The 21,474-nt window shown below is 59.3% G+C and carries 18 protein-coding genes and 2 pseudogenes; 7 read left to right on the top strand and 13 right to left on the bottom strand.

The annotated features are described in order from the left end of the window. Complete coding sequence (locus tag IVB42_RS35990) at nucleotides 1-1,374, top strand: IS30 family transposase (RefSeq protein ID WP_247471967.1); 1,374 nt, start codon at nucleotides 1-3, stop codon at nucleotides 1,372-1,374. A 40-nt stretch (nucleotides 1,375-1,414) separates the two neighbouring features. Here IVB42_RS35990 and IVB42_RS35985 read toward each other — a convergent pair. Next, nucleotides 1,415-2,280: pseudogene (locus IVB42_RS35985) on the bottom strand (IS3 family transposase); the annotation flags it as partial. A 1,391-nt stretch (nucleotides 2,281-3,671) separates the two neighbouring features. Between IVB42_RS35985 and IVB42_RS35980 the strand changes: the two are divergent. From IVB42_RS35980 to IVB42_RS42110, 3 genes are all read left to right on the top strand, one after another. Beyond that, nucleotides 3,672-4,379: an SPASM domain-containing protein gene (locus IVB42_RS35980; protein ID WP_247471966.1), complete on the top strand. Its 708-nt coding sequence runs from the start codon at nucleotides 3,672-3,674 to the stop codon at nucleotides 4,377-4,379. Between the two features lie 115 nt (nucleotides 4,380-4,494). Continuing rightward, a complete protein-coding gene (sugE, locus tag IVB42_RS35975; protein WP_018458212.1) occupies nucleotides 4,495-4,809 on the top strand; it encodes a quaternary ammonium compound efflux SMR transporter SugE in 315 nt (104 codons plus the stop codon). 608 nt (nucleotides 4,810-5,417) lie between these two features. Continuing rightward, a complete protein-coding gene (locus IVB42_RS42110; protein ID WP_256465021.1) occupies nucleotides 5,418-5,540 on the top strand; it encodes a hypothetical protein in 123 nt (40 codons plus the stop codon). Between the two features lie 1,107 nt (nucleotides 5,541-6,647). On the opposite strand, the gene IVB42_RS35970 is transcribed toward IVB42_RS42110, so the two are convergent. Beyond that, entirely contained in the window at nucleotides 6,648-7,169 is a 522-nt protein-coding gene (locus IVB42_RS35970; RefSeq protein WP_247471965.1) for a thermonuclease family protein, read from the bottom strand. 446 nt (nucleotides 7,170-7,615) lie between these two features. After that, entirely contained in the window at nucleotides 7,616-8,362 is a 747-nt protein-coding gene (locus tag IVB42_RS35965) for an energy-coupling factor ABC transporter permease (RefSeq protein ID WP_247471964.1), read from the bottom strand. Between the two features lie 718 nt (nucleotides 8,363-9,080). Here IVB42_RS35965 and IVB42_RS35960 point away from each other — a divergent pair. Then, the gene (locus tag IVB42_RS35960) at nucleotides 9,081-9,914 is read left to right on the top strand and encodes an RMD1 family protein (RefSeq protein WP_247471986.1); all 834 of its coding nucleotides are present in this window, start codon (nucleotides 9,081-9,083) and stop codon (nucleotides 9,912-9,914) included. A 1,087-nt stretch (nucleotides 9,915-11,001) separates the two neighbouring features. Here IVB42_RS35960 and IVB42_RS35955 read toward each other — a convergent pair. The 5 genes from IVB42_RS35955 to nifW all read right to left on the bottom strand — a co-directional run bounded on the left by IVB42_RS35955 (nucleotide 11,002) and on the right by nifW (nucleotide 16,104). Next, a complete protein-coding gene (locus tag IVB42_RS35955; RefSeq protein ID WP_247471963.1) occupies nucleotides 11,002-11,193 on the bottom strand; it encodes a hypothetical protein in 192 nt (63 codons plus the stop codon). Between the two features lie 635 nt (nucleotides 11,194-11,828). Next, the gene (locus tag IVB42_RS35950; RefSeq protein WP_083926516.1) at nucleotides 11,829-12,125 is read right to left on the bottom strand and encodes a ferredoxin family protein; all 297 of its coding nucleotides are present in this window, start codon (nucleotides 12,123-12,125) and stop codon (nucleotides 11,829-11,831) included. Nucleotides 12,126-12,166: 41 nt separating this feature from the next. Beyond that, complete coding sequence (locus IVB42_RS35945; RefSeq protein WP_247285953.1) at nucleotides 12,167-13,474, bottom strand: FAD-binding protein; 1,308 nt, start codon at nucleotides 13,472-13,474, stop codon at nucleotides 12,167-12,169. 11 nt (nucleotides 13,475-13,485) lie between these two features. Continuing rightward, the gene (locus IVB42_RS35940; protein WP_247299025.1) at nucleotides 13,486-14,598 is read right to left on the bottom strand and encodes an electron transfer flavoprotein subunit alpha/FixB family protein; all 1,113 of its coding nucleotides are present in this window, start codon (nucleotides 14,596-14,598) and stop codon (nucleotides 13,486-13,488) included. A gap of 1,173 nt (nucleotides 14,599-15,771) precedes the next feature. Further along, complete coding sequence (gene nifW / locus IVB42_RS35935; RefSeq protein WP_247285952.1) at nucleotides 15,772-16,104, bottom strand: nitrogenase stabilizing/protective protein NifW; 333 nt, start codon at nucleotides 16,102-16,104, stop codon at nucleotides 15,772-15,774. Between the two features lie 120 nt (nucleotides 16,105-16,224). Between nifW and IVB42_RS35930 the strand changes: the two genes are divergently transcribed. Continuing rightward, the gene (locus IVB42_RS35930) at nucleotides 16,225-16,365 is read left to right on the top strand and encodes a hypothetical protein (RefSeq protein WP_247471962.1); all 141 of its coding nucleotides are present in this window, start codon (nucleotides 16,225-16,227) and stop codon (nucleotides 16,363-16,365) included. A gap of 25 nt (nucleotides 16,366-16,390) precedes the next feature. Here the strand turns inward: IVB42_RS35930 and IVB42_RS42410 are convergent. The 3 genes and pseudogenes from IVB42_RS42410 to nifH all read right to left on the bottom strand — a co-directional run. Then, nucleotides 16,391-16,876, bottom strand: a pseudogene (locus tag IVB42_RS42410) (homocitrate synthase); the annotation flags it as partial. Between the two features lie 586 nt (nucleotides 16,877-17,462). After that, the gene (locus IVB42_RS35920; RefSeq protein ID WP_247471958.1) at nucleotides 17,463-18,191 is read right to left on the bottom strand and encodes a nitrogen fixation protein NifQ; all 729 of its coding nucleotides are present in this window, start codon (nucleotides 18,189-18,191) and stop codon (nucleotides 17,463-17,465) included. A gap of 58 nt (nucleotides 18,192-18,249) precedes the next feature. Next, a complete protein-coding gene (gene nifH, locus IVB42_RS35915) occupies nucleotides 18,250-19,140 on the bottom strand; it encodes a nitrogenase iron protein (RefSeq protein ID WP_026233535.1) in 891 nt (296 codons plus the stop codon). A 523-nt stretch (nucleotides 19,141-19,663) separates the two neighbouring features. Between nifH and IVB42_RS35910 the strand changes: the two genes are divergently transcribed. Continuing rightward, nucleotides 19,664-20,218: a peroxiredoxin gene (locus tag IVB42_RS35910; protein ID WP_247285950.1), complete on the top strand. Its 555-nt coding sequence runs from the start codon at nucleotides 19,664-19,666 to the stop codon at nucleotides 20,216-20,218. Nucleotides 20,219-20,543: 325 nt separating this feature from the next. On the opposite strand, the gene IVB42_RS35905 is transcribed toward IVB42_RS35910, so the two are convergent. Together IVB42_RS35905 and IVB42_RS35900 are read right to left on the bottom strand one after the other, a co-directional pair. Then, on the bottom strand, nucleotides 20,544-20,693 hold the full coding sequence (locus IVB42_RS35905) for a hypothetical protein (protein ID WP_247299031.1): 150 nt from the start codon (nucleotides 20,691-20,693) through the stop codon (nucleotides 20,544-20,546). Nucleotides 20,694-21,110: 417 nt separating this feature from the next. After that, nucleotides 21,111-21,446, bottom strand: coding sequence for a hypothetical protein (locus IVB42_RS35900; protein ID WP_247299032.1), 336 nt, complete (start codon nucleotides 21,444-21,446; stop codon nucleotides 21,111-21,113). Between the last annotated feature and the right edge of the window lie 28 nt (nucleotides 21,447-21,474).

Genomic DNA, 21,474 nt, shown 5'->3' with positions numbered 1-21,474 from the left:
ATGAACGCTGTAAGGCGCAGATCGGCGCGGTCAGGACGAGCCCCATTGCCGTCGCCAGGACGGCCCTCTGTTGCGGGGCGCAATGAACAGAATAAATTTTGGCGGGCGATTGCCGCTGGGTTAAGCAGCGAAGATGCTGCACTCGAAGCCGGATTGTCACAACCTGTCGGAAGCAGATTATTCCGAAAGGCGGGCGGCATGCCACCAGCGATGTTCAGATCTTCGGCAAAGGCGCTCTCCGGGCGGTACCTCTCGTTGATTGAGCGCGAGGAGATCGCACTTCTCAAGGTGCAGGGCCATTCCATACAGGAGATCGGACGTCGCCTGGGGCGGGCTGCTTCGACAGTCTCCCGTGAACTGCGGCGCAATGCGGCCACCCGCGGCGGCGGGTTGGAGTATCGGGCAACAACTGCCCAATGGCATGCGGATCGAGCCGCCCGCCGGCCCAAGCCGACCAAGCTTGCGCTCAATGCAACCTTGCGCACTTATGTAGAGGAGAGACTTGCTGGCGGCGTCGTAGCCCCGAGTGGCGCGCTCGTTCCTGGTCCCTCCGTTCCGTGGAAGGGGCGCCGGGATGGCCCGCGCAAGGATCGGCGATGGGCCAAAGCCTGGAGCCCTGAGCAGATTGCCCGACGCTTGCCGATCGACTTCCCGGACGACAAGACGATGCGCATCAGCCACGAAGCTATCTATCAAGCTCTCTTCGTTCAGGGCCGCGGCGCGCTACGCCGCGAGCTGACGGCCTGCTTGCGAACAGGGCGTGTATTACGGATGCCCAGAGCGCGCATACGCAGGCGAGGCAAGGGCTTTGTCTCCCCGGAGATCATGATCAGTGAACGTCCTGCTGAAGCTGCCGATCGAGCAGTGCCGGGACATTGGGAGGGAGACCTCATCCTCGGTCTTGGCAGCTCGGCAATCGGCACGCTGGTCGAGCGCACGACGCGCTTCACGATGCTATTGCACCTTCCCCGGTTAGCGGGGCATGGCGAAGCTCCGCGCGCGAAGAACGGACCTGCGCTCGCGGGACACGGGGCCGAAGCCGTGCGCGACGCGATCACGCGCACCATCATCACTTTGCCCGAAGAGCTGCGCCGCTCGCTAACCTGGGATCACGGAGCCGAAATGGCTCAGCACGATCGTCTCAAGATCGAGGCGGGTATCCAGGTCTACTTCTGCGACCCGCAAAGCCCTTGGCAGCGCGGCACTAACGAGAACACCAACGGGTTGCTGCGGCAGTACTTCCCGAAAGGCACAGACCTGAGCATCCACAGCGCCGAGGAGATATCCGCTGTGGTAGCGGCCCTCAATGCTCGACTGAGAAAGACACTAGGCTGGAAAACGCCGGCGGAGGCGCTTGACGAATTGCTGCTATGAGTGAAAACAACTGGTGTTGCGACGACCATTTGAATCCGCCTTGGCTGCCACGATCGGAGTGATGCATCAGGGCATCCGGCTTGCCGCGTCGCCAGACGGCCATCAGAAGGGCGTCGGCGACCAACTGCGCCGTCATGCTGGCGCTCATCGACCAGCCGACCACTCGTCGCGAGAACAGGTCGATCACGGCCGACACGTAGAGCCAGCCCTCGGCCGTCCAGATATAGGTGAAGTCGGCAATCCACTTCTGGTTCGGCCGCTCGGCTGCAAACTGCCGGTCCAGGAGGTTCGCCGGCACGTTCGCTACCTGGCGATCGCCTTCATCCTTCGGCAGACGGCGGCGCCGTGGCCTCGCGCGCAAGGCCTGCAGGCGCATCAGCCGCTCGATCCGATGCAGTCCGCATTCGACGCCATCTGCCAAAAGGTCTCTCCAGACACGCCGTGCCCCGTAGGTCCGGTCGCTGGCAAGGACGCTTGCCTTCACCTTTAGGCCGACCGCTTCGTCGCTGCGGGATCTGGCGCTGGGCGATCGGTCCAGCCAGTTGGAAGCCCGACCGCGATACGCCCATTGCTTCGCATAGCCATGCCACCGGCCAGACGTTCCGGTGCTTCGCGATGAAGCCGAACTTCATGTCGCTTCCTTCGCGAAGTTTTTTAGGATGTCCCGCTCTGCCTTCAGCTTGTTGACCTCGCGCCGCAACCGCTCGATCTCTTGCTGCTCAGGCTTCATCTGCCCTCGCCGGGGAAGGCCTGCACCGGGGCGGAGCCGAACTCCTTCACCCTTTTGCGCAGCACGTTCTCATGGACGCCCAGGTCGCGGCCTGCCTGCGCCACCGAGACCCCGCGTTCCCTGACAAGCTTGACCGCCCCGACCTTGAACTCTCGACTGAACTTCCGTCGATGCATCACCTACCTCCGGCTTCATGAAACACCCAATCTAGGTGTCCATCAAACCGGCAGCAGCTCAAACCGCAAAGAAAGCGATCGAGCTCGAACGAAACTGCAGCAAAATCAACCAATCGGATCGATAGCCTGCCGCTTATAATGGTCTGGTTGAGGTTCGAGTTACTCGCTCCACCAGGAATCAGAAACCTATACAGCGCAAGCCAAAGAGCGCCGCCACAGCGATGTCGCGTCGAGGCGATAGATGCTGTCGAGCGGATCATTCGAGCAGCATTTGCTGTAGAGAGCCCCTCCTCCCATGCGATTTACGTTCGGGCCGCTATCGCTGAACAATGCCGCGGAGATGCGCCGTGCAACAGCCTGGAAAGAAAAGTCCGAGGGACTCTGCTGTTCGCGGAACTTGTGAATAGGTTGTGGTCAGGCTCCATGAGGAGATTGTCATCGCCATCATGATATTACCGCGGCCTGAGGGCAAACATATACCAGGCAGGTGCCGATGATGAATCGAAGAATTGTTCCCGGCTCGTGTAAACTCTCGTCGCAAGACTCGACGGGTGGCTCGCGACATGCGGAGCTCACATCTGTGAGCTTGCTGAAGAGAGGACTTCCCGGTCATATCGGCGCTCATCGGCAGATAGGCCCAATCCGTTGTGGTGCTTTCTCTCTGCGACTTTGTACGCGCCACCCCCTGTTTTGCCGTGCTCGTCTTGATATAGATTTCAAGGCGATGTTTATCAGCAAGAAGTCAGTCACCTGCCGTCGCTGCGCGATGCCGACCATCATGATGACGTGGTGCTCGGGGCAGGCTACACCGTCAAGATTCATAAGAAAGCTGCCATTCAGCTCATTTTCGAGAGAGCTTGAATCGTACGTAGCGTCATATTGTACTCTATCGATTGCGTAGAGTTTCACCTCGGTCGCGCATTTGGGAGGACATTCATCGCGGACGTGTCGAGTTAAGGACAGTACCGCAAATGGCATGAGAGATGCTTCTTGGAATAAGCGAGACGTTAGACGAGCCCCATCGACGGATGTGCATTCGGCAGCCGTCCAATCCTGCTGGACTGGGGTGTTATGGGAGAGAGCCGTGGCGCATTCTTCATCTGCCGCGATCGCGCTTGCGACCATGCCGTGTCGCGCTGGTGGACGACGAATCGAGAACTGAAGCATGAGCGAACCGGCATGAGATGCAAATCGACGGTCCCCTCAATATCTCTTTGTTCCAAACGCGGAGCGCGGAAGTGGACAATATAGAATCGATGACTCCACAGGAGCTGCGCTCTGCAATCAGTGGCGGCAGGGTCTTGGAGATAACTACGACAACTGGCTGTGTCGTCGGATGTTCTTATTGTCCGCAAGACAAGTTTGCCGAACGGCAAAGAGTGATATCCGACGTGAAGCATCTTTCTCTCCAAGATTTCAAGCGATGTCTGGCGCGCGTACCAGCAGCCGTCGACATTAGCTTTTCCGGATATTCGGAGCCTTGGCTCAATCCAGCTTGCACTGAAATGGTTGAGCATGCCTATGCGTGTGGCCATGGAATCCGCATTTTCACAACCCTGGTAGGAATGAACGGGCGGGATCTAACACGTTTGCGTGCGATGCAGTTCCGCGTTTTCCTAGTGCATGTTTTTGATGACGGCACGCACATGGATAGTGGTCTCGTCAAGCGCAACTATGTCGATTTGATGCGCCAACTTGTCGATGCCGACTTTTCGTCGTTGCTCTTCATAGTCATGGGCGAGGTGCATCCCGACCTTGTCGGCATAATTCCTGACGAAGCGCTGGTTCGTTCGCGTCCGCCGCGCAGCAGGGCTGGCAACGGCGAGAAGATGGTTGGAGCGCGGCAGCCAATCGTTGGAGCACTGACATGTCCTGACGAACGGCAATATCGTAATGTTCTTCTCCCAAACGGCGACGTTACTTTCTGCTGCATGGATTTTGAGCGACGACACGTTTTGGGCAACCTCCTCCGCGACAGGTACAAGGATCTCTTTGAGGGGGCAGCATTTTGCAACATTGCCGATCGCATGAACGGAACGGATGGCTTTCTGCTTTGTCGATCGTGTGAATTCGCCGAACCAATAACGTCGGAATGCTGATCTTTGAGAGAAGTTGACCTCTGCTCGAAGCGAATCGCGAGCCCTGGCAAGGATGGCGCTGCGCTCATCACCACATCAGCCGCAGGGACGACCCTGCCATGAACGGAGGGCCGCCATGGCCTGGAGCATTTTGTTGGCCGCCGGCCTGCTGGAGGTCGCCTGGGCAATCGGCCTCAAATACACGGAGGGCTTTACCAAGCCCGTTCCGTCCGTGCTCACGCTCGCGGCCATGGCCGGCAGCGTGATCCTGCTCGGCCTTGCTCTAAAGACGCTGCCCATTGGAACTGCTTATGCGGTCTGGACCGGCATCGGTGCGGTCGGCACCGCAGCGCTCGGGATCATCCTGTTCGGAGAACCGGCCGCCGCGTTTCGCCTTGCCAGCATCGGGTTGATCGTCGCCGGCATTGTCGGGCTGAAGCTCGTGTCCTAACGAAAACACCGAAAGCATTGACCCCACCAGGTCAGCGCCGCAACGATCGCCGAGGCCGGCACGCTAATTCTCCAGGCATGGACGATCGAGCTGGCCACGTTCCAGCGCACCGCCGAGCGGCGCGGCGCCGACAGTGGCGCGGAAGTCGCCAAGAACAAAGAGGGATGCAAGGCCTCTGGGCCCAGACCACCTGGCCGCGACTTGGTCGTCACGCGAAAGCCCTAGTGCGGACGATACGCCAGCTGCCCATCAGGGGTCCCACCTGCATCGGTCTGGCACAATAGCACCACCCAGAACGGCACGAACAATTCGCTGCCGAGATCGCCGTGCGAATAGAACAGCAATGAAACCCAGCTATGGGGCTGATCTCGGGGAGACGGTTAAGAAAGGTCGCTTGCCGGAGTTATACGACGCCTGATCTCCGGAGCAGCAGGGGAGAAGATGCAGATCGGCAGATCGTGTTCGTTTGTTTCGGACCGCTTCCGACTATGCCGCGTCGGCATCATCAGGGACTGCCGACCCAGTTCAATTCCTAGATGGCAGAGGTGAGCTTGCGGTCTTTGACTGAGCTCAGCACTGCGCCTCGAATTAAGGTGCGAATTCATTGTGTGGTTGCAAAGAAGCTCGATCACCTAATCTCTTTCGCAGGAGTGTTCACTGAAATCATCGAACTGGCGGTGCCGGCGCTCGGCATTCGATTCGTGTTCGACCTCAAACCCGGGCTTGTTTGAGCAATGACCGCTATCGTCGGGTTGGTGACATCGCGATCGAAAAAGGCCAGGAGCTTGCATGGTGCCCGTCGGCACAGAGTCTGCACACCACTAGGTTTCGGGAGCGACGCTGCGAGTTCAGTGGCTCACGCTTCGTTCTGGGACGCGCGCACTTCGCGTTCGGTAGGTGATATGCGATCTGACGTTCTTGTTGGGTTGCTCATTCAGCGGATCTCCGGTCAGTCGTCAGCGAGCCGTGCTGTTTCCAACCGAACGAGCAGCTGCATTGTCTTCTGAGGCATTGTTGTGATCGGCGCCTGCAAGGCAGGTCCACACGTCTTTATCGCCGAAACCGCGCGTGTGGTGTTCAGCTTGTTACGCGCCCGGCCAAATTCTGGCGTAAATCGGAGCAGCCGTTGCTTGAAAAGGCAATCGCCGCCGATATCGCCAACAGCAGCGAAGTCCGGGAAGGGACCTATGCGGCGTTCCCGCGGCAAAGGGCCCAATTCGATTACCGTCCTTTCGATACGCCCCGCGGAGCCGGCGTTGAGCAAGCGCTCACACCGGCTTGCTGCATCAGATTTGAGTGCGAGTGCATGAGTTTTGGTGGGACGGCATCTGGCGACCTCTGGGAATCAGGCTGCGAGCCCTGGGCATGTCAAAACCTGAAAGTTTGCGTCGAATGGAGTGGAGGTCGGCTGCATCCCAAGCCTCATTCGTGTTGCCTACCGCGCCCAATGGTGCCTTGAACGCCACTGGCCTTCTTTCTTCCGCTCAACCTGTACCCGGCGAAACTGATTGTTTTCCGTGCCACGCCTTTGCTTTGTCCGGAGAGCCCGCCATTCTTCCGAGTAAATGCGGCTCTCTCACTCAAAAGGCGCCGCCTTGGCATGACTGCGAGTCCATGATTCCGAAGAATTAGGGCGAGAACCATGGCGTTCCTGTGGAGCTCGCGATTTTCTGTCTTGCGACTTTCGCGCTTACGAGAGCTTGAGACCATCTTACCCCTTTTGAGCACGGTGGCGCGGCAGTGGTAAGCTTGCTCACTCGCGGCCGACGCCAGCTCGCCCGTGACGGTCACTTTGTACGGAACGACTCTGGCATATATTCTGGTGTGAGGAATACCGGTCAAGGATGAGCATTCGCGTCGTCAGAACAGCTGGCTGGTCCACCACCTAACCGAATGCACGCTCGATATAGCCAAGGTACGGCAAAGCTGCCCGCCCACAAGCCCAGTCCGGCACGATCGGCCGCGCGTTGCGCAGCGTGGTATCGGCCCCTGGAGTATCGCTCCCAATCGAGCACGAGACCGTTGCGCACCAACCATTCTCCGAGATCGATGCCATCAGCTGAACAGATCGCCAATGTCCGTCCACACTCATCCTCCAGGACTGACAGACAACTGACTTCGCGCTCTGCAATGAAGGCTTCAAGATCGCTCGCGGCCATGAGGCCACATCGATAAGGATTGAGGTTGATATCTCGGCACATTTGGGACTTGTCCGGTGCGTCGATGCCCCAGAGCCTAACGCGTGTCCCGCGAATTTCAAGGGTGTCGGTGCTGATGACCTTTGCCGGCCCGGTCAATTCGCCGGCAAACACGATGCTGTACAGTGCGAGCGTGGTCAACACCACGATCAATCCATACATGGCGATCTTCTTTGTCGAACTGCGAACATTCCGGCCGAGTGCAGCAGAGCATGGGAAGCCGCCGAACGGTGGTCCATCGCGGCTGTGCTGAGGAGGCTGCCAATGTTGCATGGATAAGCTCGTTCGACGGATGACTCCCAGTGTATCAGCAGCGCAAGACGACCTCGTGTCCAACCTCGCCCCCGATGCTCTGCGACCAGGCTGCTGCCCTGAGCGCGTCCCGCCATTCCTCCACGTCGTGGCGGCAGTTCGCCTTCGCCACATCACGCACCAGCAGGTCGAAATCGGTAGTGCGCGTCCGATCACCAGCGACCGGGCCGGCGCAGACCGCCGGCCGCAATTCGGAGAGAATGATTGCTTGGTCGCCTCGTGCGGAATGAGCCTAAAGTCGGCCCCCTCGCGGATAACAGCGAGCGCGCGTCGCCCGGGATCGCTGCAGCCGGCTGCTATCGGGCAAAGCGTACGTATCGCTTGAGCAAAGCGGCCGAGATGGCGGCCATCATTACTTTCGACAGCAATATGCCTTCTGGGAGCGGTAGGCGACAGATCCCCTCACAGTCACGCCGCCCAATTTGTTTCCCGAGCGCGAGCGCAGCCAGATCAGCCAGCGGCTCGACCAAGGCCACAACTGCATAGTAAACCGCGAGCGATGCGACTTTACCGAGGTTGGCGGCGCCGAAGCCCGCATGATAGAGCGCCAAAGACGCGATCCAGACAGCCATACCGGATTGATACGCAGTCGAGAGCGCAAGCGCCTTGCTGTACTGCAGATCGCGATAGGCAGCCTTGGATGGAGTGAGGCGCTTGGCGAGCGCCTTGATCGCAAACAGCGGCATTAGAGGCGTCGTGACATTCATCCGATATTGCGGCAGGTCGGTCGGAACAAAGAGGACGCTTTGCAGCAAGAGGCCGAGCGCAAGACCTAAGGCCGCCGGCGCCGCGCCAAACAAGAGGAACAGCGTGGAGCCCAGGACGAGGTGCACTTCCGAGGCCCAAACCGCAAAGTGCGGTGGGAATTCGAATAACGTGAACACAAGGCCCGTCGCGGCGATGGCTTGCACAGCAAATGACAGAGCGCGCCGCTCGTGTATGGCCTCGACCACAAGCTTGGCGACGACGCAGCCCATCGCAATGCCTGTCGCGCAGCTCAATACGAACTTGGCGCCTGTTACTATTCCCGATTCGATATGCACGGTCTCTAGTCCTTTCTGCCGTTGTACTCGGGCCTTGGCTCAAGAATTTGCCGCGACGTTCGTGTGGCTGACGGTCGGAAACGGCGCTTCACCTTCCCCATCCTCGGTCCACGGGCAACGTGCTGTTTTCGCCCGATCGGACCAGGTCTGCACTCAGCCTTCGCTCGGTCTTTGCGACATTTCATAGCAACAGCTATGCCAGCGCCGCTGCCGCGGTTAAGGCTCTGATTGCGCTTTGAAAGCTTGTGCGGCGCCCAAGATCCGCCGTGTTCTGTAGCCGACATGCTCTGGAGGAAATTGAACACACATCGCGACCAGCTTTTTGATCAACCTGCGCCGTTCCAATCGATCATTTTCGCTCGCCCATTGAGGCGGAAATCCTGACGCCGCTGGCGCGAAGACACCGGTTCGGCATCAATCTTGCTCGACGTTGTTCGAGGAAGGCGCCTACGGCGCAGCCAAATGTGGCGGCCGGGGATCGTCGAATTCCTCGAAGAGCTTTGCTGGGCGTTCGATTGAGCTTGCGGGCAAGCATGCACGAACATGAAATAGAGACCACCCATCCAAACTCTGAAGCCGGCATTTGCTGGATCTCAGCGTCATCTCTCAGCAACGCGCCCGGCAAATTCCGCTGCACCATCTGCGACGAAGTTCTGGACGTGTTTCTGGGGGAACGCTATCGCGTCGCAGTGGCGCCAAACCGGATGCTAAAGTGAACATGGATCAACTTACGCCCGGTAAGGCTGTGGTCTCCGGACAGACGGCGGCCGCCTCGGTGCTGCGCATTCGGGCAGTCATGCTGGGAGATCGTATCAACCCGTCGGCTCTGGAAATCGGAACGCTGGTGTCCTCGACGCCGGTCGCTTTCCGCATTCATGCGGGCCTTGTCGTGGTCTTCCGCTATGGCGTTGTAGTGCTCATCGGGCTGTCGCCCTCCGAAGAAACCGCTCTGATCGAAACCCTGATGCCGCGCGTCATTGGTGAACTCACCTCCTGTGAGGAGGATAGCGCGCAGGCGCAGCTCTGCAACGACCAGAGCGCTGAGGTCATCCTGCCGGGCGGGCGGATTTGTCTTAGAAATTTTAGTGACGATCGGCTGCTGCTGATCGCCGATACGCTAGCCAAGAGCACGGCGCTGGAGCGAGATGAGCGCCGTGTCGCCGCGGTGTTCGACGTGATCGAACCCTTTGCACGCGAACTGGCCGAGCGCGGCCGGACGCCGCGGGGCCGCAAGGGCATTCTCCAACTGATCGGCAATGCGCTCCTGGTCGAGCAGCGCGTCGCGGGCCGCATCGCGATTGCCGAAAAGCCCGACGCACTCTGGGAGAAGCCGGAACTCGAGCGGCTCTATGCGCGTCTGAAAGACGAATACGAACTGAAGGAGCGTCTTGAGATGCTTGAGCGCAAGCTGTCGGCCATCTCCGGAACGGCTAACGCACTGACGGACATTATCGACACACGGCGCTCGCTGCGTCTTGAGTGGGTTATAGTCGTGCTGATCGTGATGGAAGTTGCGATCGGATGCTTTCAGATTATTGCAGCAGGTCACTGACGTGCGGCTGGCCGCAGCGCGTGAGGCGCCTTCGTGGGGTTTGAGCAGGCCTACTGACCAACCTGGCCGGCATTGACCTGGGACGCGCCGTTCGGCCGTACTCAGCTGCGGATTTCGGCTGTGTCTTCGGCGTGCTCGTGGACACGACGTTCGGCGAAAGCCGGTGCGGCTCGCGAAGACAGCGAATAGCCGACGCAAGTTCGGCGTATTTCTCGGCCTCGAGCAAGGATAGGGGGTTTATGGCAGACGCTCGGCGGAGCGTTCATGTCGACGATCCAGCGCCACCCAAGAAGGCCCTTTCGCCCAATTTGCAGCGGGCCGCCACTCAGCTTTTCTGCTATTCTCGACTCGCTCGCGGAATACTTGCCAGGGCCGCGGCCCCCAGGGCGCAGCCAGCGACTACCGAAACAAGGGCTGTCGATTTCACCAGGACGCCTCACCGAGTTGAGCGACCGCCTTTCGCCGCTTTGGCACATCGCCGCGGCTCGGTCGACGTGTCCTGCCGTGATTTCCCTTGCATGGCTGTTAGCGAACGGTTCCATGATCCGCCAGCGGGCAAACGCGCGCTGCAACTGAACATGAAAGCTCAGAGTGCGGATCTCGTCCTCGCTAACGCGAAGGTCACCGAGCTTGAGGCGGCCGGGGACTGCGAGCGGGCATGCATAGCGGCTCCGCGCCAGCGATAAACGGGAAACGGATGACAAAGGAGCTACGCCGCGAATTTCGAGGCGGTTTTGACCTCGCAAGCAGGCGCCGAGATTTTCTGACGTCCCCATCCGCTCTGGACATTCAATCTTGCAGGACTGTCCCTCAAAGCGCCCTGGACACTCACGCACGCTCGGCAGCTGCTCTTAAATCCGCGTCCGAACCGATCCCGGCCTGGCGATCCTTCGCTGATCGTTCAGGAGCCCGGCGAGCCTAGAGGCCTTCAAGGACTCCTTCGAGCCGCTGTTCGCGAATGATTGCGGCCAGTAGCGAAACGGCCTCCTCCCGATCGACGGTGAAGCAGACGTCAGGCGCTCGCTCAACCAACAGGTCCAGCAAGGCCGGAAGGTCAGCAACGTGGTGGCGTAAGGTCGAGACCAAATCATTTGCGAGATAGGTCGCGAAATCTCGGCGGCGGATCAAAGTCCAAGTCGACCTCGGCGCGCTTCTCGATCGCATGTCGTATCAACTCGCCCTGCCGTCTTGCATTCATCGAGAGCATGAACACCGCATCCTCGAGGTTCTCGCGCGGCAAGCTTCTCAGTTCGGCCATGCGGGCCTGGATGTCGCCCACCGAACTCTCACGGCGTGCCTCTGCTCGCCGCGCGTTAGCGGCTGCCCTGCTCCTTTGTAATCCAACCATCGTCATGCTCTCCGGCCGACCATATGTCCCGGCGATACAGGCGAATGAAAGGGCAAAATTGTGTGCTGCATGCGCGCAGCGCGCCTGACGATGCGCACCCCCCCGGGGGTCGCGCGGAGGAGTCGCAAATCGCTAGTTTCGTGATCCGCTCGTGCTTGTCTAGTCTACAAGGCGCTCGATGGCACGTTGTCGGGTCGGCGGCTAAGGCGAAGCGAAATCCTGCTTCCAGCGTTCCGTTTGAGGTGATAGGCAGCGTTGCGAGGCAGTGGCAGCAGGCGGATCGCCGCGAACTCCAAGAAGGACGAAACCGGCCAGATTTTGGGGAAGAGAACCAGGATCGGTCGATCCGAGATGGACGACCTATTCCCGCCAATGCGTTGCGCCCTGTTTCGGATCCGGCTCGCTTTGGGTATCTCCGGGCATATTGTAGCGGAACCTGGGAAGGGCCCGCCCGGTAGATGGAAAGATCGGGACTCGATTGAATCAGGCGAAATCTCAAACTCGCGCGTGATCTCGTTGTACCGCCACAACGCCGCAGCCTGCCAATCAGCCCCTACCCCGAAGCTTTAACCAAATTTGAATAGCACACCGTAACCGCCACGTGGGTAGCTCCACTCGATATCACCACTTTCTTCGCAGATCACCCGGCAGGTGCCGCACTCGACACACCCGTCGACTGTCACCTCAACATGACCTTTATCGCTGAGCTCGTAGCACCGTGCAGGGCAGGCCTTCAGCATCGATAAGAGCCGCGACGAAGGTGTGGTGTGCGGCCGCACCTTGATATGGGCGCGGCCGGAATCAACGAGATAGCGGTTGTAGAATAGTTTGTCTTCGACACGTCGGGATGGCTCGCTCGGCATTGTTTCTGGCTCCGTCGTTCGTCGTTGTCTTTGGTTTATGATCACCGCCAGGCCCGGGCAATGCGCAGGGCATCGCTGAACAATCCACTCCACGACCGCGCCTTGATGAACGAGCTCAGCATCAGCTTCTCTTTCTCAAGCTTTGGTGTGCCGTCGACGCGCACGTAATCCTGCATCGCCTTGGAGAAGAGCTGCGGATATGTGAGAAAGAAGTTCTGCGAGTGGGTGTGCATCAGTGCCGGCATATCCTTGTACTTCTTCAGATCCTTGATCACGAAGGATTCATTCAGGAGTTTTTTGTAAAGCGAAAGATTTTTGGCCGTCATCGGATCATTTCGCGATTTGATAAGACAGATCGCTTCCGCGGCGATACGGCCCGACGTCATCGCCAGATTGGACCCCTCGCGATGGATGGCGTTGTTGAGCTGGGCGGCGTCTCCGACAACGACCCAGCCCTCACCACAAAGCTGCGGGATCGCTCTGTATCCACCTTCGGGGATCAAATGCGCGGAATATTCCTTTACTTCCGAACCCTCGATCAACGGCGCGACGGACGGGTGACGCTTGAAGCCCTCGAGGAGGCCGTAAGGCGTCTCGCCAGTACGCTGGAAATCGGCAACAAGACAGCCGATACCGAGCGATATGCATTCCTTGTTGGAATAGATGAAGCCCATACCGGTCATGCCGCGGGAGATGGTTCCGGCGGCTTCGATGACGAGCCCCTCGTCGCCTTTGAGATTGAAGCGAGCATCGATTGTCTCGCGCGACAGGAAATGCATCTCCTTGACCGCGAGTGCGACCTTGTCCGGTTTCGGCCGCCCTCTTAAGCCCGCACCCGTCCCGAGCACTCCGTTTACCCCCTCGGCCAGCACGACGACATCTGCATGGATTTCACCCCCATCTCGGTCTGTGCGCACCCCGACGACCCTCCCATGGGAATCCTGGAGGAGCTCGGTCACCGTGGTCTCGCACAGCACCGTGGCGCCGGCCTCGCGGACCTTCTGCGAGAACCATTTGTCGAACTGCGCGCGGATGATGGTGTAGCGATTCGGCTTCTCCTCGTTGAAATCATCGGAGCGATAGTGAATCCCCGTGTGCGAACGCTCGTCCACGATCCAGAAGCGTTGCTCGACGAGATGCCGCTCAAGCGGTGCATCTTCTCGGAAATTCGGGATCAGCTTCTCCAGCATGTCGGCATAGAGGATGGCGCCTTGCACGTTCTTCGACCCCGAATACTCGCCGCGCTCCAGCTGCAGCACTTTTAGGCCCCGCTCGGCCATGGTAAGCGCTGCCGCATTCCCGCCCATCCCAGCACCGACGACGATCGCGTCGAATCTTTCCTCGATCATAACAAGCTCCCCTAGCCAGCGATGCGGTCGTGCGAGTGCGGCGACAGCTGCGCGCGGAATGCAGAGGTCAACGCGGGCAACAGTCGAATGGCGTCGGTGACGATGCCGATATGGGCGAAGTCGAAGATCGGAGCGTGCTTGTCGGTGTTGATGGCAACGATGAGGTCGCCCCCCTCCACGCCAACGCGATGCTGGATCGCGCCGGAAATACCGGCCGCGATATAAAGCTTTGGCCGAATGGTTTTCCCGGTCTGGCCGATTTGTCGGTCCGCGGTGACCCAGCCCTTCTGGACCAGCGGCCGCGAGCAGCCATATTCGGCGCCAAGCACGTCCGCGAGCTGCTGTACCAGTTGGAAGTTCTCAGGCGATCCCAGACCGAGCCCTCCAGCGACGACCACGTCGGCATAGGCAAGGTTGGACTTTGTAGAATCGCGGTCCGGGAGGAACGACAGCACTTTTGTGACGATATCTTCCTCTACAAGCCCGAGCGGATGCGAGATGACGCGCCAGACGGCACCGGTCACGCGCTCGGGCATCGGCATCACGCGCGGACGGACGGTTGCCATCTGTGGACGATAGTTCAGTGTGTAGATCGTGCACAATAGTGAGCCGCCAAACGTCGGCCGGGTCGCTGCAAGCGAGCCGTCGGCATCGACATCGAGCTCGGTGCAGTCGGCAGTTAGACCGGTGAGCAGTGTGGTGGCCACTGAGCCGGCGAGGTCGCGGCCCAGTGTAGTTGCCCCTAGGAGTAGGATTTCCGGCTTGTACGTATTGACCAGCTCTGACAGGGCCTTGGTGTAGGATTCATTGCGATAATCGGCCAAGAGATCATCCGCGACGATATAGGCAAGATCGGCGCCGTAGCAGAAGGATTCGGCGACCGCCTGCTGCGTTGTCTCCCCGACCGGGCCGATGACAACCGCGGCGAGGTCAACGTTGAGCTTGTCGGCGAGCCGGCGGCCGGCACCCATCAGCTCCCAGGAGACGGGGTGCACTATCCCGCGTTCCTGCTCGATGAAGACCCAGACGTGCCTATAAGCCTTGAATCGTTCGGGCAGCTCCCTCTTGGTCGCCGCGCGACCACCACCCGGGGCCGGAGCTGCGCTTTTGGGTGCGGTGCTCATCATCTGTACTCCCATCCGTGTTCAGTAGCGGCTCGCCAGCGAAGCGTGCTCCGCCTCCAGCTTTGAATTCGCGGGTGAAGATTGCTTCAGTTAAAGTTCGGCCGCGTGCCCGCCGCCATTTTTTCAACACTGCCTGGCAGCAGCGCGGGGCCCAGACACCCGTTGCTGGACCTTGATCGACGAGCCCGGAAGCACGCGCTTGGGCGTTCTTTCCCGGTTCGGCATTCTGGGTCACCGTTTGGCAATGGAACTAGTGAGGCACGCAACCGCGCGGTCACTCGATCCGATCGATTGGTCCCCCTCATCTTCGAGATGCAACCGAGCTGGAACAGACCGAGGACCTGCCAGAGGCTCGGCTGGTCCCATTGCCGGCCGCGAGCTTGCCGGTGAAAACGCGATCCATTACTCCGAATGCCCTCGCAATATTCCCGATTGCAGCGACACGCCCGCAACTCTTGGCGAGGGCACGAGGGCCGGCGGTGAAGCCGCCCGTCAACGGCGCCGCGCGACCAGCGCCGGAGAGCAAGGGCGCCGCCCGGAAAACCTCGGCCATAGATCGGCCAGCGGGAGTGATTTCGTCGACGAATCTTTGGCGCGGATCAAGCGCAGCTTTCAGCTCAGCCGGGCCGGAATATGCAACCATCGCTTTGGCGTCGCGACGTATCATGGTGTCGACAGGCAGCGCGCGCGAAACTGCGCGGCGTCAAAAACAAACTCGATGCGGACCAAGATGTGCATTCGTTTCTCCAGACTAGCTGAGTAAATGTCAGCAATTGTCGTACCAATTGGGCAGACGATGAAAATTGACCGCCAATACAGAATCTTACTGAAGGAAATCGGATTGGCAGCCTCTCACGAGGATCGGAACATTCGACACCGTGCTGGACCTATGTCCAGAATGCGACAGAAGACAGTCATCCGCATCTTGGTGCTCTTTCCTCGCCAAATATGTGCTCCCCGCTGCCGGCGTACAATTGCAGGAGATAGGTGCACCATGGGCACCAGCTTGAAACGACGGAAATATCAGCGCTGAGCCGTGATTGGCTCTTAGGGAGCCGAGTGTCCAAGTTGCGGACCCGCGGCCGTAACTGCAACTTGCGTTTGAATTCGACGCCCTGGGTGGTTGGCAGGTTCTCTGAACCTTCACGCTCCAGAGCACGATATAAACTGAATTCACTCCAAAGAACCGAGCTGCACCAATGCTGGATGCTTGTTCGATTGTGGTGCGGCCGCATCCTTCAAGACCTTGAACACGCGCTGTTCGATCGGGGAGGACGTGACGAAATCGGCATAGGCGCGCTCGAGCGTGGCCTTGCAACGCGAGGCGATGTCAGGATCGGATGCACCGGTAAACTCCTCGCCCGCGAGATATTCACCCATGCGACGCAGAATATGAAGCCGCGCCACGTCGATGATTTTCGCATCGTACTCGACGCCGAGCAGTGCAAAAAACTCCTCTGCCGCGGAGGCCTTGTTCAATTGCGAAAGGATCCCGTCCGTCGTCATTCTCAACCTCCATCTAGATCCGCGACCAGAAGCCGTCCTGGCCCGAACGTTCCAACCTGATCGCGCGAAGCGCATGGCTGACCACCTGATCGCCCTCCGTTGAGGAGCGATCTCTCATGAATGTCGCGCCGTTTCCTCGGAAACCGGGGCTTTGTGCTCGACGGCATGCTTACGAACGCGCGCGAGAATGGTTTGGGTTTCGTCGGCGGTGACCGAAAGCTGCAAGTCGGACAACAGCGAAGTGATAGCGGCAAGCTCTGAATGCTCGCCGATCACAATGCGGTGGGTCGATCAGGAAGTTGACATCGGCACGCGAGGAGTCTTCGCCACCTAGCGCGACGCCCAGTCCCTTGTCGCGAGCGTGGGCCACGACGCGCTTCACCCGCTCCAGCACGGCCAAACGGCGCCACCGAGTTTCGCCGCAATCTGCGCGTCCGACCATGGAATCGATAGGATTACCATCGAAACACCGGCCTCGATCTCCGCATCGACATCCGCGGGTTTTATCTGGCACCAGCCGATGATCGTGGCCGCGAGGCCAGCTTCGGCGACCGCTCGGATCGCGGCAATCTCTTCCTGACCCATCGCCGGCGTGCCGGCCTCGATCTCCGTGACTCCGGCCGCGGCCAGCGACACGCGCCATCGAGACATTTTCCGGTGTCGCGAAGGCCACGCCCGGTGTCTGTTCGCCGTCGCGCAAGGTGGTGTCATTAAGGACTATGGACCTCGACTGATCTTTGTCGGGCGCGGTGATTGCGGCAGCTAACGCCATCAGCGGCTCCGTAGGTTTATTCCGGAAGCTTTACAGCAACTGCTGTGCCAAACCGCTCGAATTCCCGAGAACTTGTGAATGACGTCGAATTTCAGATTAGTCCGGTGTGTCGCAAATCCGCCAGGGTGGAAACGGCGGAGCGCCAGGTCCGGTGCGCTTGCGACCGAGCTGAAGGCAGGCGCCGAGCTTGGAAGCTTGGCAGCCGGGCAACGGTTCGGGCCTGACCTCAAGCTGCAACACTTCAGGGAAAGGCGCGTGCATCCCGGCGCTGATCGAGGAGGATTCTTGAGCCATCCGGTCGTCCAACCACAAGTCGTCGTTCGTAAAAAGTCAGCGGGCGCGATCGAGAGGGCGGATGTTGGCCTCGATCGCGCGTCAACATAGAACATTTGGGCGGTAAATGTGACGGTCGCATCCACCAGTTATCAAGCCCGATGATCAGGCGCCGCCGCGTCCTGCTTAGGCTGCCTGCGCGAAGTTGTTTACCCGGTGTCTTTTCAAACCCTCAGTCCGGTCATGTGACCGTTGGGCGAAAGCTGGTCCGATACACCGGGACTCGCGCCGAGGAGCGGGCATCCATATGAGCTCAGCCCTGCGAACTTCGGATGGCTTGGACGGAGTCATCGAGACGACGCAGATGATCCCGCCGGCGTCCGGCCATCCGGCTCTCCCCGCTCTCCTCGCCGAAGCAAAGATCAAAATCATTGCATTCCGTGCAGACCGGCGTGGTACACATCACCAGACCGTCATCTTCGCATAGCGTGCGATAGAAGAAGCGCTTCCACCGCATGTTCTTGGTGTTGCGAGCCGCCAGCGGCCCGAAATGGCGCATCAGGAGGCGGGACAATTCGTCCCGCTCCCGCAGACCGAGATCTTCCCACAGGTGATTAGGCTCCATGGCGCGCCGCGCGATCATCGTCGCGAGCCAGCCGCCGACCTCTCCATGAGTGGAACGTTGCGCAAGCAGGAGGTCTCGCACCATAATCGTCTCGTCAGGAGCCGGTAACGCGGACTGTTCGCGCCAGGTACAACTCCTGATCGGCGTCGATGGAAAGTATTGCACCAACAGCGCATCGAGCTCCTGGTTAGTCAAGCCGGCCCGTTCGGGAAGTTGGCCGCCATCCATAGCGGATGCGGCGAGAACGCAAGCGAGCACATGGCGATCGAAATCGTTATCGTCGCCGATGTCGACTTCTGTTGGATGGCGCCCGGTCAGAAGCCCGTAGAGCTCACTCCCATCGCGCTGCTCGGCGACGTGAGCTGCTGATACAGGAGATGACACTGTATTGGCAAATTCGCTTTGTGTGCCAATCATAAAGGTCCCGCAGTGGACGATGTCGGCCTTCCCCGGTCGAGAAGGCCGACAAGATGAACTATGCCGAAACAGCGGCGAGCTCGGCGGCGGTCTTGCCGACCAGGCTCTCGTCGACAGGCTTGATGATGCCGTGCTCCATGAGCATATCCTCGAGCTCGTCCATGCTGATTGGCGTCGGGATGGCGCCTTGTCCCGCATTATTGTGGATCTTGGTCGCGAGATTGCGATAGTGATCCGCCTGCTTGGACTCTGGCGCGTATTCCAGCACAGTCATGCGGCGCAGCTCCGCGTGCTGCACGACATTGTCGCGTGGCACGAAGTAGATCAGCCGGCTGCCGAGCTTCTTGGCAAGAGCATCTGCCAGCTCCAGCTCCTTGTCGGTCTGGCGCTCGTTGCAGATCAGGCCGCCGAGGCGCACGCCGCCGGAATTGGCATACTTCAGAATACCCTTGGAGATGTTGTTGGCGGCATACATGGCCATCATCTCGCCGGACATCACGATGTAGATTTCCTGTGCCTTATTCTCGCGGATAGGCATCGCGAAGCCGCCGCAGACGACGTCGCCCAGCACGTCGTAAGAGACGTAGTCGATGTCCTCATAGGCGCCATTCTCCTCCAGAAAGTTGATCGAAGTGATCACGCCTCTTCCGGCGCACCCGACCCCCGGCTCTGGACCGCCGGACTCGACACATCGAATGTCCTTGTAGCCGAGCTTGATGACGTCCTCAATTTCGAGGTCCTCAACGCTGCCGGCATTCGCCGCCAGACTCAGAATGGTGTCCTGCGCTTTGGCGTGCAGGATGAGGCGAGTCGAGTCCGCTTTGGGATCACAGCCGACGATGAGAATCCTTTGGCCCAGCTCAGCAAGAGCCGCCAGCGTATTTTGCGACGTTGTCGATTTCCCGATGCCACCCTTGCCATAAAACGCGATTTGTCTCAGCGAAGACATGTTGCTCTCCATCAACCGATTGCCAATTTTGCGCGCCGAACGCGCGAGGCTGTTTCTCTCTCAGAAACGTGGGCACACGGGTTTCGGGAAGGAGGCCATCGCTCGCCATCGGCGTCGGCGTGCCCTCAGCCCTCACTCCTTGTTGCTGCATTCAGTTAGCAACTGGCGTGCCATTCGTTCGCACGCGCGTTAAGCATCTGATTAGGCTTGACTAATAGCGCAGCGCCCGAGACCGGAAGCTGTGGTGGACCCGACAGCGGCAAGGGCTCTGACAGAAAGCCGACAAAGCGGGGCGCGTGGATTCCCCTGCGAGAGGCGGGCGAAGGAGCGCGCAATGGGGAATGCCGGGCCGAGTCAATTGAGGAGACCACACGGTGCAGATAGGGTCCGAGGACACCGCCATCATCAAAGGCGAATGTTCCACGACCGGCATGATGGGGCTTGCCATCAGCGGGGTGGCATATCGCTTGCTTTGCCAGTCGCGGAACGCTGTTTCCGTGTGACGCGATGCTGTGAGGACAATATGCCTGGAATTGGAAGTAAGTTGCCGCCGTTCGACATCACAGGCGTGAAGCCCGGCTTTCACCTGCCAGAGGAGAACGGGCAGAGCGCCTTCGAGACGCTGACTGAGAGGAGTTTCCCCGGAAAATGGAAAATCATCTTCTTTTACCCGAAGGATTTCACATTCGTCTGCCCAACCGAAATCGCTGAGTTTGCTCGCCTGTCCAAGCATTTCGCCGATCGCGATGCAATCGTGCTTGGTGGCTCGACCGATAACGAGTTTTGCAAGCTCGCTTGGCGGCGTGAGCACAAGGATCTGCACCGTCTATCGATCTGGCAGTTTGCGGACACCAAGGGCGCACTGGTCGATGGCCTTGGAGTGCGATCGCGTGATGGCATCGCGCATCGCTACACGTTCATCGTCGATCCTGAGAACACGGTCCAGCATGTCTATGCGACAAGCCTCAATGTCGGCCGCAGCCCGACGGACACGTTACGCGTTCTGGATGCGATACAGACGGATGAGCTCTGCCCTTGCAACCGCGAAATCGGCGGCGACACGCTTAAAATTGCCTGAGGCAACATATCGAAAGTGCAGCAAGGAGCAGCTCCCGAATTAAGGACGTCAGATTCAATCGTTTCTGGATACGGACGATCTTACCGCAAATGCGGCCTGCTGCTAGCGAGTGCGGCACGCAATTCAAATCTCATTGCCACCATCGAGTCTACCGCGGCCGCCGCGCTGTCCGCGCGCGGCAGTCGTGGCGGCCAATCGACAGTCTCGATGATGACGATGAACAAGGTTCACCACCGCTCTTGCCCACCTCATAACAAATCCCGCATACAAGAGGATGCCGAGGCAGCTCCGCATGAACATACAAAATACTTGTACGCTTCTGCGCCTACTCGACGCACATCTCCTGCCGGAGTTCCTTTATGTTGTCGCCATAGGCCGGACCGCGGCTATTCCCTTCTTTCTGCGCCTTGCCGGCCCGCAGCATCATCGGAGCGATCTGCGTCAGCCGCAGGCCGCTAATGCTGTAGGCCGACATGCCGGCACCCACGGACTCGGGCCAAGCTCCCTCTTCGGGGCAACTAGGTTCCAGTAGTCGCGCCTCGAGAAGGATGGAGGCAGAGGGAGATAGCTCAGCGCCGAATGACGTCTACCGGCCGGGATGATGATCCGCCGGCACGCTCGCGGACCGTATTTCCGGGCTCGATAAATCTATATTGACCGATGTAAGCCGCACTATGAGACGAACGAGTCGGGCTTATCAGTCCCTGATTAAAACCATGACTCGACGAGTTTTAGGCCAAGTGAGCCGGTCTATCAGGAAATCGGTCAGCTCGTTCATGGCGAGCTGACCCTTGGGCGCAGGGACCTGAAGCGATCGGGTGGCCTGGCGGTCGTAAGCCGCCTGGCCGTCTCGATCATCACGCCGGTCAATTTCCGAACATTGAGGCGGATCTCAGCGCTGGTGACCCAAGCCAATCCCCAAGGTACGTGCTTTCTGTCTTAGAGAGCCCTCGGATCGCTTCATAAGCTTTGAAACCCTAGCTACAGGGGTGCGGGCCTTTGAGTGCGCCTTGAGCAGCTTGACGTCATCCTTACTATACTCTTTGCGCTTGGTGCTTTTTGCCACGTGTTCTCCGATTTCGCTTTGCACATCTGCCTGGAGCGTCTTGTTTTTGGCGAAGACGCAACTGCTTCCCATTACCATATCAATGGTCATCGACAACCATTCAAGCGGATTTTTCTCTTTGAGATAAGAACCGGAACTACACGCGAATTTGTCCTCTGTCATCTGGATCTTTATTCGCGTGACAAACCTG

Source organism: Bradyrhizobium sp. 45 (assembly GCF_023073155.1).
In the GTDB taxonomy this organism is placed as follows: Bacteria; Pseudomonadota; Alphaproteobacteria; order Rhizobiales; family Xanthobacteraceae; genus Bradyrhizobium; species Bradyrhizobium canariense_D.
The sequence above is the reverse complement of the archived record's forward strand: the minus strand, read 5'-3'. Positions and strand labels throughout refer to the sequence as shown.

Coding starts and splice junctions, on each gene's coding strand:
- IVB42_RS35900 (WP_247299032.1), bottom strand. CDS start 21,446: ATGACAGAGGACAAATTCGCGTGTAGTTCCGGTTCTTATCTCAAAGAG.
- sugE (WP_018458212.1), top strand. CDS start 4,495: ATGGCCTGGAGCATTTTGTTGGCCGCCGGCCTGCTGGAGGTCGCCTGG.
- IVB42_RS35950 (WP_083926516.1), bottom strand. CDS start 12,125: ATGCCGAGCGAGCCATCCCGACGTGTCGAAGACAAACTATTCTACAAC.
- IVB42_RS35910 (WP_247285950.1), top strand. CDS start 19,664: ATGCCTGGAATTGGAAGTAAGTTGCCGCCGTTCGACATCACAGGCGTG.
- IVB42_RS35940 (WP_247299025.1), bottom strand. CDS start 14,598: ATGAGCACCGCACCCAAAAGCGCAGCTCCGGCCCCGGGTGGTGGTCGC.
- IVB42_RS35930 (WP_247471962.1), top strand. CDS start 16,225: ATGTCGCGCCGTTTCCTCGGAAACCGGGGCTTTGTGCTCGACGGCATG.
- nifH (WP_026233535.1), bottom strand. CDS start 19,140: ATGTCTTCGCTGAGACAAATCGCGTTTTATGGCAAGGGTGGCATCGGG.
- IVB42_RS35945 (WP_247285953.1), bottom strand. CDS start 13,474: ATGATCGAGGAAAGATTCGACGCGATCGTCGTCGGTGCTGGGATGGGC.
- IVB42_RS35905 (WP_247299031.1), bottom strand. CDS start 20,693: ATGTCGGCCTACAGCATTAGCGGCCTGCGGCTGACGCAGATCGCTCCG.
- IVB42_RS35960 (WP_247471986.1), top strand. CDS start 9,081: ATGGATCAACTTACGCCCGGTAAGGCTGTGGTCTCCGGACAGACGGCG.
- IVB42_RS35920 (WP_247471958.1), bottom strand. CDS start 18,191: ATGATTGGCACACAAAGCGAATTTGCCAATACAGTGTCATCTCCTGTA.
- nifW (WP_247285952.1), bottom strand. CDS start 16,104: ATGACGACGGACGGGATCCTTTCGCAATTGAACAAGGCCTCCGCGGCA.
- IVB42_RS35970 (WP_247471965.1), bottom strand. CDS start 7,169: ATGTATGGATTGATCGTGGTGTTGACCACGCTCGCACTGTACAGCATC.
- IVB42_RS35990 (WP_247471967.1), top strand. CDS start 1: ATGAACGCTGTAAGGCGCAGATCGGCGCGGTCAGGACGAGCCCCATTG.